General features: G+C 52.2%; 16 protein-coding genes. 6 read left to right on the forward strand and 10 right to left on the reverse strand.

What is annotated here, in order from left to right; all coding sequences use genetic code 11:
- Nucleotides 1-45: 45 nt before the first annotated feature.
- Nucleotides 46-858 carry a 3-methyl-2-oxobutanoate hydroxymethyltransferase gene (gene panB, locus UNDKW_RS03270; RefSeq protein ID WP_162057559.1) on the reverse strand — a complete coding sequence of 271 codons (813 nt, stop codon included), beginning with the start codon at nt 856-858 and terminating at the stop codon, nt 46-48.
- A gap of 116 nt (nt 859-974) precedes the next feature.
- Here panB and UNDKW_RS03275 point away from each other — a divergent pair, with 116 nt between their 5' ends.
- Nucleotides 975-1,313 (forward strand): hypothetical protein, encoded by a 339-nt coding sequence (locus tag UNDKW_RS03275; protein ID WP_162057560.1) that lies wholly within the window; start codon nt 975-977, stop codon nt 1,311-1,313.
- Between the two features lie 13 nt (nt 1,314-1,326).
- On the opposite strand, the gene UNDKW_RS03280 is transcribed toward UNDKW_RS03275, so the two are convergent.
- From UNDKW_RS03280 to UNDKW_RS03305, 6 genes are read right to left on the reverse strand one after another with little or no spacing between them, the layout of a single operon-like run.
- Nucleotides 1,327-1,674, reverse strand: coding sequence for a DMT family protein (locus UNDKW_RS03280; RefSeq protein ID WP_162057561.1), 348 nt, complete (start codon nt 1,672-1,674; stop codon nt 1,327-1,329).
- Between the two features lie 29 nt (nt 1,675-1,703).
- Complete coding sequence (gene folK / locus UNDKW_RS03285) at nt 1,704-2,201, reverse strand: 2-amino-4-hydroxy-6-hydroxymethyldihydropteridine diphosphokinase (RefSeq protein WP_162057562.1); 498 nt, start codon at nt 2,199-2,201, stop codon at nt 1,704-1,706.
- Entirely contained in the window at nt 2,198-3,553 is a 1,356-nt protein-coding gene (pcnB, locus tag UNDKW_RS03290; RefSeq protein WP_162057563.1) for a polynucleotide adenylyltransferase PcnB, read from the reverse strand. Before pcnB ends, folK begins: the two co-directional genes overlap by 4 nt.
- On the reverse strand, nt 3,550-4,239 hold the full coding sequence (locus UNDKW_RS03295) for an HAD family phosphatase (RefSeq protein WP_162057564.1): 690 nt from the start codon (nt 4,237-4,239) through the stop codon (nt 3,550-3,552). The genes pcnB and UNDKW_RS03295 overlap by 4 nt, the downstream gene beginning before the upstream one ends.
- Before the next feature lies 1 nt (nt 4,240).
- Nucleotides 4,241-4,936 (reverse strand): DnaA regulatory inactivator Hda, encoded by a 696-nt coding sequence (gene hda, locus UNDKW_RS03300; RefSeq protein ID WP_162057565.1) that lies wholly within the window; start codon nt 4,934-4,936, stop codon nt 4,241-4,243.
- The gene (locus UNDKW_RS03305; protein WP_162057566.1) at nt 4,933-6,018 is read right to left on the reverse strand and encodes an AI-2E family transporter; all 1,086 of its coding nucleotides are present in this window, start codon (nt 6,016-6,018) and stop codon (nt 4,933-4,935) included. The genes hda and UNDKW_RS03305 overlap by 4 nt, the downstream gene beginning before the upstream one ends.
- A 178-nt stretch (nt 6,019-6,196) precedes the next feature.
- Between UNDKW_RS03305 and purM the strand changes: the two genes are divergently transcribed.
- Nucleotides 6,197-7,240 (forward strand): phosphoribosylformylglycinamidine cyclo-ligase, encoded by a 1,044-nt coding sequence (gene purM / locus UNDKW_RS03310; protein ID WP_162057567.1) that lies wholly within the window; start codon nt 6,197-6,199, stop codon nt 7,238-7,240.
- A gap of 396 nt (nt 7,241-7,636) precedes the next feature.
- Here the strand turns inward: purM and UNDKW_RS03315 are convergent, their stop codons facing one another.
- Nucleotides 7,637-8,401, reverse strand: coding sequence for an ABC transporter substrate-binding protein (locus UNDKW_RS03315; protein WP_162057568.1), 765 nt, complete (start codon nt 8,399-8,401; stop codon nt 7,637-7,639).
- A gap of 464 nt (nt 8,402-8,865) precedes the next feature.
- Between UNDKW_RS03315 and UNDKW_RS03320 the strand changes: the two genes are divergently transcribed.
- The 4 genes from UNDKW_RS03320 to UNDKW_RS03335 all read left to right on the forward strand — a co-directional run bounded on the left by UNDKW_RS03320 (nt 8,866) and on the right by UNDKW_RS03335 (nt 11,781).
- Nucleotides 8,866-9,978: an HAF repeat-containing protein gene (locus tag UNDKW_RS03320; RefSeq protein WP_162057569.1), complete on the forward strand. Its 1,113-nt coding sequence runs from the start codon at nt 8,866-8,868 to the stop codon at nt 9,976-9,978.
- 118 nt (nt 9,979-10,096) lie between these two features.
- Complete coding sequence (locus tag UNDKW_RS03325; RefSeq protein WP_162057570.1) at nt 10,097-10,531, forward strand: hypothetical protein; 435 nt, start codon at nt 10,097-10,099, stop codon at nt 10,529-10,531.
- Between the two features lie 14 nt (nt 10,532-10,545).
- Nucleotides 10,546-11,052 carry a tetratricopeptide repeat protein gene (locus tag UNDKW_RS03330; protein WP_162057571.1) on the forward strand — a complete coding sequence of 169 codons (507 nt, stop codon included), beginning with the start codon at nt 10,546-10,548 and terminating at the stop codon, nt 11,050-11,052.
- 54 nt (nt 11,053-11,106) lie between these two features.
- Nucleotides 11,107-11,781 carry a hypothetical protein gene (locus UNDKW_RS03335; RefSeq protein WP_162057572.1) on the forward strand — a complete coding sequence of 225 codons (675 nt, stop codon included), beginning with the start codon at nt 11,107-11,109 and terminating at the stop codon, nt 11,779-11,781.
- A 7-nt stretch (nt 11,782-11,788) separates the two neighbouring features.
- Here the strand turns inward: UNDKW_RS03335 and UNDKW_RS03340 are convergent, their stop codons facing one another.
- Entirely contained in the window at nt 11,789-12,757 is a 969-nt protein-coding gene (locus UNDKW_RS03340) for a phosphotransferase family protein (RefSeq protein WP_162057573.1), read from the reverse strand.
- Between the two features lie 137 nt (nt 12,758-12,894).
- Nucleotides 12,895-13,065, reverse strand: a complete 171-nt coding sequence (locus UNDKW_RS03345; protein ID WP_162057574.1) for a hypothetical protein — start codon at nt 13,063-13,065, stop codon at nt 12,895-12,897.
- Nucleotides 13,066-13,120 lie beyond the last annotated feature (55 nt).

Below are 13,120 nucleotides of genomic sequence, written 5' to 3' on the forward strand. Positions count from 1 at the left end.
CCAGATTTCTAATCAGGCTGCCAAAGCCAAAACGGCAAACCAGATTCAGAAGCTATGCTCCAGCGCAGGGAAAGATTGATCTTTCACTGCCGCCACATACGCCTGTACCGCCGCATCAATACTGGTCTGGCCTTCCATGAAGTTTTTCACGAAGCGGGCTTTGCGGCCAGGGAACACGCCCAGCAGGTCGTGCATGACGAGTACCTGGCCTGAGCAATCGACGCCTGCGCCTATGCCTATGGTGGGGATGTGCAGGGAATCGGTGACTTCCTTGCCGAGGCTGGCGGGTATCGCTTCCAGCACCAGCAGGGTGGCACCGGCTTCCTGCACTGCCAGCGCTTCGGCTTTCAGCAGGTTGGCTGATGCATCAGTCTTGCCCTGCACCTTGTAGCCGCCTAGCTGATGCACGGATTGCGGCGTCAGGCCCAGATGGGCGCAGACAGGTATCGCGCGTTCGGTCAGGAACTTGATGGTCGGTGCCAGCCAGTGGCCGCCTTCGAGCTTGACCATCTGTGCGCCCGCCTGCATCAGTTGCACGGCGCTGTTGAAAGCGGCTTCCGGTGTCGCATACGTGCCAAAGGGCATGTCGGCCACGACCAGTGCCTTCTGGTTACCGCGTGCTACTGCCGCAGTGTGATAGGCCACGTCTTGCAGTGTCACTGGCAGAGTGGAGTCATGTCCCTGGCAAACCATGCCGAGGGAATCACCGATGAGCAAAATCTCGACGCCGCAACGGTCCATCAGGGAGGCAAAACTGGCATCGTAGGCGGTGAGCATGGTGATTTTTTCACCTTTCTCACGTAGTGCGATCAAGCCAGGAATGCTTACTGCTTTACGGTCTTGCAAATATTCAGCCATTCTTTTTCTCCAGAGGTGATGCTGTCATTTGGTTTTTTTTGACAGCGATTTTGTCTCCACCTACATCCTCAAATTTATTTTTTGTATTCTTTATTGTGCTTGCTTCTTGAATTCTATTGCTGTTGATCGACCAGGCCGGGTGTCGTCCCGGCGGCCGAAATACTTTCTTTGCTTCGCCAAAGAAAGTATTCAAAGAAAGGCGGCCGCAGACTCGCTCCCTGCGGGAGTACCCATTTATGCAGCGCAAAAAATGGGAAATGTCCGCAACTCGCTTTGCTCAAACATCGGCCATTTCTTATCCATTTTCTGCGCTACACAAATGGCTTCGTCCCAAGCGGATGAAGGTCAAAAACAACAGCAGCGTCAAAATCAACTACAAATTCAAAAGCAACTACAAATTCAAAAGCAACATCAAAATCAGAACATGGATTGATTTGCCATTTGTCCAGTTTTGATCAACTTATTGTTTTAACTTCTAAAGATGAAATAAACTGCGCCCACTAAACACAAGCCCGCCCATACATAATCAAGCTTGAATGGCTGGCCCATATAAAACATGGCAAAGGGTACGAAGACGATCAGGGTCAGGGCTTCCTGTAATATCTTCAGCTGTGCCAGGCTGTACGCAGTGTAGCCTATTCTGTTGGCGGGCACTTGCAGCAGGTATTCGAACAGGGCGATGCCCCAACTGATGAAGGCGGCTACCCACCAGGCTTTGCTGGACAGGCTTTTCAGATGGCCATACCAGGCTACCGTCATGAAGACGTTGGAGAGTATCAGCAAGCCTGTGGTTTGCACAATGATGGGAATTTGCATGGGGCCTCGCTTATCGCCTGGTCAGGTGCTCAGGTAATGGGTAATTCTTGTATACGTTGCTCAGCTACCGCAGCGACATAGTCTTGTGCGCGGCCTTTGCCGGGAATGCTGATATCGGCAGACAGTTGCAGCAGAGGCAGCAGCACAAAAGCGCGTTCTGTCATGCGTGGATGGGGGACTTGCAGGTCGGCGGTATTTATTTCTTCATCGCCATACAAGAGCAAATCCAGGTCCAGGGTGCGCGGTGCATTGCGGTAGGGGCGCTCGCGGCCGTGCGCGAGTTCTATGGCTTGCAGGTGTTGCAGCAAGTCGGCGGCACTCAGGCTGGTGGTGAGTTCTGCGACTGCATTGACGTAATCGTCACCGCTAGAATCGATGGGCGCACTGCCAAACAGGGCAGAGCGCGCCACGAGTGTGGTGTCTGGCAATTGTGCCAGCGCATCTATGGCTTTGCTGACGCTGGCCCTGGCATCACCAAGATTGGCACCTATGCCTATGAAAACCTGCAAATTCACTTGCACGCTCATTCGGCTGCTGCGGCTGCCTTGCGTGGGGCGCGGCGGCGGGGTTTGCGTTTTTTGGGGCCAGCTTCAGCTGCTTTGGGTTTTGTGTTTATCAGGCGGTCACGTTCTACGCTGTCGCCTTCCATGAAATCTGTCCACCATTCACCGATTTCTTCATCGATTTCACCGGAGGCGCAACGCAGCAGCAAGAAGTCATAACCAGCGCGCAGGCGCGGGTGCTCCAGCATCTTGTACGGGGTCTTGCCTACGCGCTTGTCAAAACGTGGCTGCATGGCCCAGATATCGCGCATGTCCGAGCCTATCTTGCGCTGTATTGCCAGGGCGTCAGTCTGGGTGTTCAATACATCATCGGCAGCGAGGTGCAGGGCAGGGATGGGGAATTCACCGGCAGCTTTATAGGCTTCCCATTTCTCGACGACTTGATGCCACAGCAAGGAGGCAAACAAGAAGCCCGGTGAAACGCCTTTGCCCTGTTGCACGCGTTCATCAGTATTGGCCAGCGCCAGGGTGACGAATTTTTCTCCCAAGGGTTGTTCCAGTACAACGTCAAGCAGGGGCATCAGGCCATGGTGCAGGCCTTCTTTGCGCAGTTGCTGCAGGCAGGCCATGGCATGGCCGCTGGTCAGCAGCTTAAGAGTTTCATCAAAGACGCGGGCGGCAGGCACATTGTTGATTAGCGGTGCCATCACGGCGATAGGGGCGCGGGTGGATGCATCAATCGTGAAGTTCAGTTTTGCAGCAAAGCGTACCACGCGCAACATTCGCACAGGGTCTTCCCGGTAGCGGGCTTCTGGCACGCCGATGATGCGCAGGGTTTTCTTTTTGATGTCTTTCATGCCGCCGTGATAGTCGAGCACGATCTGGGATGCCGGGTCGTAGTACATGGCATTGACAGTGAAGTCGCGGCGGGCGGCATCTTCATATTGTTCGCCAAAGGTATTGTCACGCAGCACGCGGCCATGCTCATCCTTGGGCGCGCCATCAGTGGCAGACCCACGGAAGGTAGTCACTTCCAGCAAGTCTTGCCCAAACATGACGTGCACGATCTGGAAGCGGCGGCCTATGATAAAGGCGCGACGGAACAAACGCTTGACCTGTTCAGGCGTGGCATTGGTGGCAATGTCAAAGTCCTTGGGTTTGACACCAGTCAACAAGTCGCGCACAGCACCACCCACGACGAAGGCCTTGAAGCCATTTTCTTGCAGGGTCTGGGTGATGCGTATGGCATTCGCGGACACCAGTTGCGGGTCTATGCCGTGGTCTTTATGACTCAGCACAGTGGGCTTTTGGTTGGCGCTGGCGGCATCGCTCTTGTTTTTTACGCCCAGTATTTTGCGAATAAATTTCTTGATCATTGCTTGTCAAACAGGTGAAGTTGAGGCCAACCTTTTGCCAGTGCATGGGCACTTAATTTGGCATTGGGATTGGTTGCGACAGGATGGCTGACGCGTTCCAGCAGCGGTATATCGTTTTGCGAATCGCTGTAAAAATAACTATGGTGAAAGTCGCTGAGTTGCTTTAATGGTGTAACTTCCTGCTTCGCCAGCCAGTTTTCCAGATGGGTGATCTTGCCTGGGCCAGAGCTGGGCACGCCCAGTAGTTTGCCGGTGATATTACCAGTGGCATCCAGCTCAGGCTCTGCCGCCATCAAGTGTTGCACACCCAGTGCCCTGGCGATGGGCGCAGTGACAAAGCGGTTGGTGGCGGTGATGATGGCGATCAGGTCATCCTGATCCTGATGTTTCTTGATCAGGTCATAAGCCGCAGGCAACAGGGCTGGCTGTATGACTTCCTGCATGAATTGCTGATGCAAGTCATCCAGTTTGGTACGCGGGAATTGTGCCAGTGTACCAAGCGCAAATTCCAGATACTCGACCGGGTCCAGTGTGCCAGCCTGGTATTGTGCAAAAAACTCTGCATTGCGGCGGGCAAATTCGTCAGCATCAACGGCACCGACGCGACACAGGAACTGGCCCCATTCAAAATCAGAATCGATGGGGATCAGGGTGTGGTCAAGATCAAATAAGGCGATATTACGCATGCTATTCTGTCATGTTGTCAGGGTCCTGCTGTTGCTGCAGCATCAGTTCGCGCAACAGTGGCAGGGTGATGGGACGCTTGGTGACCAGGGAATAATGGTCCAGCTGGTCCAGGATATTGCTCAGCGTACTCATGTCGCGGCGGTAATGGGTAATCAGATAGGGTAACACGCCGGGGGATATCTGTATGCCGCGCGCCTGGGCCGCTTTTTCCAGTGCGGCTATCTTGTCTTCGTCAGTCAGACCATGCACCTGGTAGATCAGGCCCCAGCCAAAGCGGGTGCGCAAGTCGTCACGTACATTCAAAATCATCGGCGGGCGGTTACCTGCGCCAATCAAAAAACCACCACGTGCACGTGCTTCATTGAACAGATTGAAGGCGGCAATCTGGTTCAGCGGCGACAATTGGTCGCAATCGTCAAGCAGGTAGAGGCTGACACCCTCAGTAAAGTCAAAGGCAGATTCTGGCGCATCAGCCGGGATATAGCGTGCCGTGTCATCTGCTGCCAGTGCATGCAGCAAATGCGTCTTGCCAGCCCCAGGCTCACCCCAGATATACACAGAGCGCTCGCCGTACTGACTGGTAATGCGCTGGTCAAACATGCCCAGCAATTGCGCCAGCTCAGCATTTTGCCCCACCACAAAGGTGGCGAGGGACGGCAACTTTTGCGCGTCCAGGTCGAGTAATAATTGCCTCATGTCTGGCTATAAAAAGGACTGTTCAGGTAAGACGTGCGTATGTGCTTGACAGCGACCGAGATCACGGCTGATGCTGGCAGGGCAATTAAAATGCCGATGAAGCCAAACAGTTGCCCGAATGCCATCAAGGCAAAAATCACGGTCAGCGGGTGCAGGCCTATGCGTTCGCCGACCAGGCGCGGCGTCAGGTAAAACGATTCTAGCATCTGTCCTATGCCATAGATGATGGCGACTGACATCAGGCCGCTAAAACCATCAAATTGCAGGATAGCACCTATCAGCGCCAGTACCAGCCCCAGGCCATAACCAAGATAGGGGATGAATACCAGAAAGCCGGTAATGATGCCGACCGGCAAAGCCAGGTCAAAACGGGCGATGCTGAGTGCGACCGAGTAATACACCGCCAGTACGATCATCACCAGGATCTGGCCGCGCAGGTATTGCGCGAGGATATCATCAACTTCTTCTACCGCATTGGCCACGCTTTTGACAAAACGACGCGGGATGAAATGGCTCAGGCGTTTGATCAGTGAATGCCAGTCCATCAGCAGGTAAAACAGTACGATGGGGATCAGCAGCAGATTGGCAACCATGCCCAGCACAGCAGTGCCGCCGACACGGATGGAATTCAGTACCGCCTTGCCGATCACGTCACCGCTATTGGCCATCTGTTCGGTCAGCAAGGCTTTGATGCCGGTGCTGTCCAGACGCACCTTGATACCAAATTCTGACAGCATGGGCGTCAGCATTTCATCAAGCTTGTTGAAGAAGCTGGGTATCTGGTCTTGTAATTGTGGCACTTCTTTTTGCAATATCGGTATCATGATCAAGACCATGGCCAGCGCGGCGGCGATCAATATCACAATGACCAGGGTCGCCGCAACCGAGCGCGGCAGGCCAAATTTCTTGATACGCAGGGCACACAGCTTGTCGACCCAGGGCGTCAGCACATAAGACAATATGCTGGCGACGATAAAAGGCATCAGCACCGGCCCCAGCAGCGACAGCAAGCTCAGTAGCGCAATTGCCACGGCCAGCCACAGCATGGATTGTTTTTGCTCCGACGTAAAAGAAAATGGCATGTTTTTGGCTAAATAGTAGTCAAGATGATAGTTAAAATATTAATGAATTTACTGCCTGGCCCAAAATACAGCGTATTTGCGGTCAATATACGCGGTCAATTTGTTAAAATAGCGGTTTTGCCGGACTTTTCTGGCAATTTCTCTATTTTACCGCCTCCTGCCCCTATTGCCGAATATCATGAGCACTTCTACCCCTGTTTCTCTCTCTTACGCCGACGCTGGTGTCGATATGGTTGCCGGCGATGCGCTGGTTGATGCCATCAAACCCTTTGCCAAGCGCACCATGCGCGAAGGTGTCATGGCGGGCATAGGCGGTTTTGGCGCCATGTTTGAAGTCAGCAAAAAGTACAAGGAACCGGTACTGGTTTCCGGCACTGACGGCGTGGGCACCAAGCTGAAACTGGCTTTCCACCTCAACAAGCATGACACCGTTGGTATCGACCTGGTCGCCATGAGTGTCAATGACATCCTGGTGCAAGGCGCCGAGCCGCTGTTCTTCCTCGATTATTTTGCCTGCGGCAAGCTTGATGTTGCCACGGCAACTGATGTCATCAAGGGCGTGGCCTTTGGTTGCGAACAGGCTGGTTGCGCCCTGATTGGTGGCGAAACTGCTGAAATGCCATCCATGTATCCGGACGGCGAATACGACTTGGCTGGTTTTGCCGTCGGTGCGGTAGAAAAATCCAAGATCATTGATGGCAGCAAGATACAACCGGGTGACGTCATCCTCGGCCTGGCATCTTCCGGCATCCACTCCAATGGCTTCTCGCTGGTGCGCAAGATCATCGAAGTTGCCAAGCCAGACCTGAATGCGGACTTCCATGGCCGCAGCCTGGGTGACGCCTTGATGGCACCCACCCGCATCTACGTCAAACCTCTGCTGGCCCTGATGGAATCAATGGAAGTCAAAGGCATGGCCCACATCACTGGTGGCGGCCTGGTAGAAAACGTCCCGCGTGTACTGGGTGACAAACTGACCGCTGTCCTGCATAAAGACGCATGGACACTGCCACCCCTGTTCACCTGGTTGCAACAACACGGCGGCGTCGCGGACGCAGAAATGCACCGCGTATTCAACTGCGGCATAGGCATGGTCGTCATCGTTGCTGCTGAACTGGCTGATGCAGCGATTGCACAACTGACTGCGGCTGGTGAATCCGTCTACAAGATCGGTGAAATCCGTGCGCGTGAAGGTGATGAGCATCAGACTATTGTGGTGTGATGGCTTGATTGCTAGTTAGTATTGATTACGGGACCGTCAAGGTCCCGTTTTTGTTTCGGTTACAGGTTGGCGCAGTCATGTTGTGTTTGAAAACAAGCACAGGCAATTACGCCGTATTCATCGTAATTTTTAGTCGTCCGTGAGCAGGGTGCGCCGTGTGCACCATTTTTATTGGTAAGCTGGCACCTTCACCAATCTGCTGCGACGCTGGCATGTTGAGACCAGACATAGTCAGATCAATCATATCCTTGCTTGTTAAAACAGCTTCGTGCGCAGATGGCTGACTGTTAGAATTTGCAAGCAGCCCGGGCATGCTTTAGCGAGGCGTTACCGGCGAATTAATGAGCTTTGCTGTCCGGGCTTGCAACTATATTTTGACCTTGCTTGTGTATAGCTTTAGCGTGCAGCAGGCAGTGTTACACCGGGCAGCCATTTTTTGTAAATGCGTTCAAAGCTGCCGTCGGCCTTCATATCATCGAGTGTTTTTTGCCAACGGATGGCGATGCTATCTGGTGTGTCACGCGAAAAGGCGATATATTGAACTGCCTGAGTAATTGTGGAACCAGTCACTATGTCATTGGCATTGATGCCCGCTGCCGACAAGGTATCAGCAAGTGTCACATCGTCAAGAGCCATCAAGGGTGCCCGTCCTGCCACCAGCATGCGCACGGCATCAACTGGAGTCGGCACAGAATTGATATTGTTAAACCCCATACCGCGCAGCATTTGCTGCAAATACCATTCTCGCGGAATCAGGATGCGCTCTGCAAGCCTGGCTTGTTCCAGAGTATCAAAACGCTGACCATCGCGGCGCGTATAGAAATGGGCTGTGGTTGCCGAAACTGGTCCCACCCATTTGAATAATTTTTCGCGCTCGGGGGTGCGTGTAGTGACGAATAATCCTACGTTAGGCGTGGTGGTTGCATAGGCATAGCCTCTTGCCCAGGGCACGACTTCGATAGGTGCCCTTATGCCAAGGCGGTTCATGATCTCTTCAACCACTTCTGTGCCAAGGCCAGCTGGCTTCCCTTTTTGCGAGAAGGTGACAGGCGGATATTCCTCGGTGTAGAACCTGAGTTGCGTTTCTTCTGCCGTCGTTTCCAGCGTTACCAGCATGCAGAGCAGCAATGTGGCCAGGGTACGAACTGGCTGAAAAGACATGATCTACTCCTCTTGGTATGTCTGGTTTCAATATACGCAGGCAGTAAATGGAAGTCAATCCTGAGGGCAGGGACGTGCAAACTAGCATGACTTGTTAATTTCATCAGACCACTGGTCAAGTTGTCGGACTATGACTGCTTTGCCGGGAGTTGAACAACGAATTAAAACTATTTGTCTAAAGTAAAGCGAGGCATCTCACTCAGCATTTTTCAGCTCCGGTCAGTGTTGCAGCAATCGTCTTTAGCCACGTTAGCTGACGAGTGATACACCTTCGTGCGATTGCGCGTTTTAATCGTATTGCAGGCCTGCATAGACCTGACTATATTCGCGAGATTTCAAACAAACATCTAAAGCAAGAAATTGATGACGGCGAATAATAATCATTTATCTTTATTGCCAAATAATAATCCTGTATATTCGTTAGCAAATTTCCCGCACGACCTCTCTCCAGAAAGGATACTTGTATGCACCCTGCATTGCGTAGTTCTTTGTTTCTGCTGGCTTTGATCGGTGGCCAGGCTGTTGCCTCGACGAGTCATTCTTTGGGTATAGAGCGCAAGCAGTATGGCGAGTCGATTGCCTATGACATGAATGCAGCGGGGCAGGTCGCTGCCGTCATCAAGGAAAAAGACGGAACGCCTCACGCCGTGTTCTTTGAAAAGGGTAAGCTCGTCAAGCTGGAGTTGCCGGGCGAAACCGAGAGCGAAGCCAAACGCATCAATGACAAGGGTGAGATCGTCGGTTCTTCAAAAAAAGGGGAAATATGGCGCGCATTCATTCGCACCCGCGATCATGGCACCCAGGACCTGGGTACCCTGGGTGGCCCAAATAGTTATGGTGCTGCACTCAATCAGACTGGCCAGGCTGCCGGGTTTTCTGATACACCTGAGCGTGACTGGCATGCCTTTCTGTACACCCCTGGTGAACCGCTGAAAGACCTGGGCACGTTGGGTGGCAGGGTCAGTTATGCGAGCGGCATCAACAACCAGGGACAGGTGGTTGGTTCTTCCATGATCACCGATGGCACGCGCCGCGCATTCCTCTATGATGCTGCTAGCGGTATGAGGGACCTGGGCACTTTGGGTGGCCGCACCAGTTCAGCAACGGCTATCAACGATCATGGCATCGTCGTAGGCGCATCAGAAATGAAAGACCGCCGCTGGCATGCCTTCATGCACGATGGTAAGCAAATGATAGACCTCGGTGCAAAAATCGGCTTTGGCGACAGCTTTGCCACCGGCATCAATAACGAAGGCCATGTCGTTGGCGTAGTTGATACTGCAGACCTGCGCCTGTCCTTTGTCTGGCGCGACAATAAAATGACGCTGCACGCGGCCGGTAAAAGCCTGTACCTGACCAATGCCATCAACGATGGTGGCCAGGTCATAGGCGCAAGTTATGACCGTGGCCTTTATGCTGCCACTATGCCTTCCAATGCGACTCCCTTCGTTGATCGTGGCGGCGATAAAATCCTGGGCTTTAATGTCGTCATGTTATTGCTGGCACTGACCATCGCCATCTTCCGCAAGCGCCTCAAGGGTTTGTTTTTTGAGAAAAAACTGTTTTTTGGGGCTTGAATTGGCGGCAGGAAGATAGAGTTTGTCTGCCTGAAATAAGCAAAGCAGGTAAGCAATATGGGTGCGAATAGCAAGGACTGTTCGCGCTTTGAAATCCTGAATTTATCAAAAGCAGTAAATGTCCCTTATCCAGATTGCGTACCAGTCACCTGTGAATGGATGGCTGGCGCTGACACTCACTCTTGATGGCAAGACCATTGAGATTGATGCTTCAGATGTTCCCAATAATCCTGTTGAGAAACTTGCTGCCGCTATTCAAAGCGCGGCGAGTGGCCTTGATGCGTCCGTTTGGTGGAACCTTGAGCCAGCCGGATACTTCATGTACTTTGAGCGAGTTTTGGCAGAGGTGCGGCTGAGGATAGAATATGCTGGTGACGGCAAGCGCAGCCATGCGAAAGAAGTCGCTATCATTCAGGGAAGCAATGCCCAGATATTGAAACCCTTCTGGCGATTCCTGCGCGAGTTTCAATCACATTCTTATGTTGAACCGCACTGGCCTGATGTGGATTATGGGCGCATCCAGCAGATCAAATTTTTATTGGAAGGTAATTGAACGTGCCTCACATCATGAATAGGCCGGACGATCATTGGGAAGAAAGACTGGCAGCTCTGTGGGCAGAATTTGACGCGACAGAAGCACAAACCTTCATCGCCCGCGTGGATGCACTGGCTGCAGAGTTGCCACCCGATGCCGCCATAGGTCTATTTGAACGCGGCGGCGCACGCGATACTTGCGGTTTTACTGAACTGGCGATTCCCCTATATAAAGCTGCCCTCGAAAATGGCCTGACAGGTTTGCGACGCAGGCGGGCGAATATACAAATGGCCAGCTCCATCCGTCACCTGGGTGATCCGCAAACTGCGGCTGACTTGTTGTTTGCAGAAATGCAGCAAGGCAGCGATGAACTGGATGGTGCAGTGCGCGGCTTTCTGGCCCTGGCGCTGGCTGATCTGGGGTGCGAACGCGAAGCGCTTGCGCTGGGTTTGACTGCGCTGGCAGCATATTTGCCGCGCTACAATCAGTCACTGGCACGGTATGCTCAGGGTCTGATAAAAAGTAGCGATACTGTGTGACGCCAGATTTCCTCGTTCAATTTTTAGATGCACACTATTCCAAATTCTGAAAACATGTTTTCTTTTATTTCCTACAAAAAAGATATAGCCCATATTCAATTCCACAAGGATGAATGGGAATTGCATCAAGATGCTGGGAATGACAAATTCTGGTACACCGAACAGCGTGACCCGGTCAGGATGCGACTTTTTGATAACGCACCTGACTGGCCATTTGATCTGAGGGATGAAAAAGCAGCACAGGCTTTCTTTGAGGCGCAATCACAGAGCTTTAATGGGGCAATGATAGAGCTGACGGTAGAGAATATTGCCGGTCTGGAGTGCCTGGTCGGCGTGTTCAAATACAAATCTCCTGTGCCTAAGCATTTGGGTATGTACTACGTGGGCATAGTCTGGATTCCATTTGAAAAATTCATGTTTCAGATTAACTTCGAGTCCTTGGAAACAGGAACCACAGGTGCACGCGAAGCAGCGGTTGCCTTGATAACGCAGCGCGAACCCGCTGCAGTGGCTGAAGAACCCGTAATGCTCAATTCTGTTGAAGAGTTGTTCGCAAATATAAGAAAGAATCCAGTCCGCGTCTTGCCTTCAGATGATAAAAAGTATGACGCCACGTTTGTAGAACACCCGTTGAGCAAAGTCCGCAGCTTACTTGAGCACTTCCGCCATCGTGCGCAAATTGACACGCGCCTGCTGAAACAAAAGCCTTATCGCAAGACCACAGTTTGATTAGTTCTTACAGCGGAAACATCTGAGCAGCAACCTGTTCCCAGCTATTGCGCGGCCCATCAGCAGGAACTTGCTGCATGCAGAACGTGACATCGCAATCTGGCCTGATCAGCATATACGCAGTCAGTTGACGTTGCAGTTCTGCTGCGCTGATATCTGTCATTCCACCATAAGACTGCAATAGCGCCTGCAGCAGCAAGGGATTGCCTTGTGCCATGAAGATCATCGGTGTCAGGATTTCGAGGCGGTCACTGTTGCCTACAATGGCATCGCCAAAATCCAGCAGGCCTGTGAGCCGCCATTGACCCTGTTCCTGCTTTGCCATCAGGTTCCATGGATGGATATCCATATGGATAAATCGCAAATCACCTGCTTTGGCAAAGCCTCCGGCGGCCTCGATATAGGGCATGACTTGCGTCAGCAGTGTTTCCGGCATTTTCCTGCGCTGGTGCCTGGCCATGCAATCAGTAATCAGGTTCTGTATATAGTTTGGCCAATCGACCTTGATGGCGATATCCGTATCAAACTTCACACTGCCTAGCTCACGCACAAGCTGGCCAGTCTGCAGCATGATGGATCGCTTTTGTTCGATATCCAGCGATGGCCAGATGTCCGCAAGCAAAGTGCCTTGCAAGCGGCTGAAGATCACAAATACCCAGTGATCGATTTCACCGCTGGCGATGAGCCTGGGTGTCTGCAATGACAGCTTGCCTTCCAGCAGAGGTGCCACCAGAATTTCTTTGTCACCCTGACGCCGCCAGTTCGGTGGCACGAGTTTGACTATCACGCCCTCACCCAATCCAAACAAGGCATTCGCACCCAGGGGGATTTTCTCCCAAGGTTCAGCAGGCAGGTCGAATGCCTGTTGAAGGTACTTCAACACAGGCATCCAGGCTGTTAAAGGCGTATTAGCTATGAAGTCGTTACAGGCAGGATTGTCGAGATTTTGTGGCAGGCAATTGAGGATAGTGTTCATTGAACTTCATGCGAAGAAAGCGATTAGTAGTGAAGATACTGGTGCGAGTCGCATGGGGCGAACATGCCTGCATCCGCCAGCAATATAGCCTGCATACACGTCTTATGCAATTTTAAGAAATCCTTTACCATGGGTTCTTACTCGATGAGCACATAAGATGGGCCTTTGCCACGTTGTGCGGAGAATTCATAAGAGAAATCATCAGGAAGGCGATCAATTTTCAGTGACAGGCTATCGCCCAAATTTGCAAGAATCAGCTCTTTATCTACACTCGGTGGGAAAAAGACTGTTATCTGTTTAGCTGCCAATTTAAATCCTTGTTTCAGCAATTATTGGAGTTAAGGGGCAGCACATTGCCAAGCT

This window comes from Undibacterium sp. KW1 (assembly GCF_009937955.1).
In the GTDB taxonomy this organism is placed as follows: Bacteria; Pseudomonadota; Gammaproteobacteria; order Burkholderiales; family Burkholderiaceae_D; genus Undibacterium.

Bases quoted from the DNA above. Each gene is read 5' to 3' on its own strand.
- panB (WP_162057559.1), bottom strand. From the start codon at position 858: ATGGCTGAATATTTGCAAGACCGTAAAGCAGTAAGCATTCCTGGCTTG.
- UNDKW_RS03280 (WP_162057561.1), bottom strand. From the start codon at position 1,674: ATGCAAATTCCCATCATTGTGCAAACCACAGGCTTGCTGATACTCTCC.
- folK (WP_162057562.1), bottom strand. From the start codon at position 2,201: ATGAGCGTGCAAGTGAATTTGCAGGTTTTCATAGGCATAGGTGCCAAT.
- pcnB (WP_162057563.1), bottom strand. From the start codon at position 3,553: ATGATCAAGAAATTTATTCGCAAAATACTGGGCGTAAAAAACAAGAGC.
- UNDKW_RS03295 (WP_162057564.1), bottom strand. From the start codon at position 4,239: ATGCGTAATATCGCCTTATTTGATCTTGACCACACCCTGATCCCCATC.
- hda (WP_162057565.1), bottom strand. From the start codon at position 4,936: ATGAGGCAATTATTACTCGACCTGGACGCGCAAAAGTTGCCGTCCCTC.
- UNDKW_RS03305 (WP_162057566.1), bottom strand. From the start codon at position 6,018: ATGCCATTTTCTTTTACGTCGGAGCAAAAACAATCCATGCTGTGGCTG.
- purM (WP_162057567.1), top strand. From the start codon at position 6,197: ATGAGCACTTCTACCCCTGTTTCTCTCTCTTACGCCGACGCTGGTGTC.
- UNDKW_RS03315 (WP_162057568.1), bottom strand. From the start codon at position 8,401: ATGTCTTTTCAGCCAGTTCGTACCCTGGCCACATTGCTGCTCTGCATG.
- UNDKW_RS03320 (WP_162057569.1), top strand. From the start codon at position 8,866: ATGCACCCTGCATTGCGTAGTTCTTTGTTTCTGCTGGCTTTGATCGGT.
- UNDKW_RS03325 (WP_162057570.1), top strand. From the start codon at position 10,097: ATGTCCCTTATCCAGATTGCGTACCAGTCACCTGTGAATGGATGGCTG.
- UNDKW_RS03330 (WP_162057571.1), top strand. From the start codon at position 10,546: ATGAATAGGCCGGACGATCATTGGGAAGAAAGACTGGCAGCTCTGTGG.
- UNDKW_RS03335 (WP_162057572.1), top strand. From the start codon at position 11,107: ATGTTTTCTTTTATTTCCTACAAAAAAGATATAGCCCATATTCAATTC.
- UNDKW_RS03340 (WP_162057573.1), bottom strand. From the start codon at position 12,757: ATGAACACTATCCTCAATTGCCTGCCACAAAATCTCGACAATCCTGCC.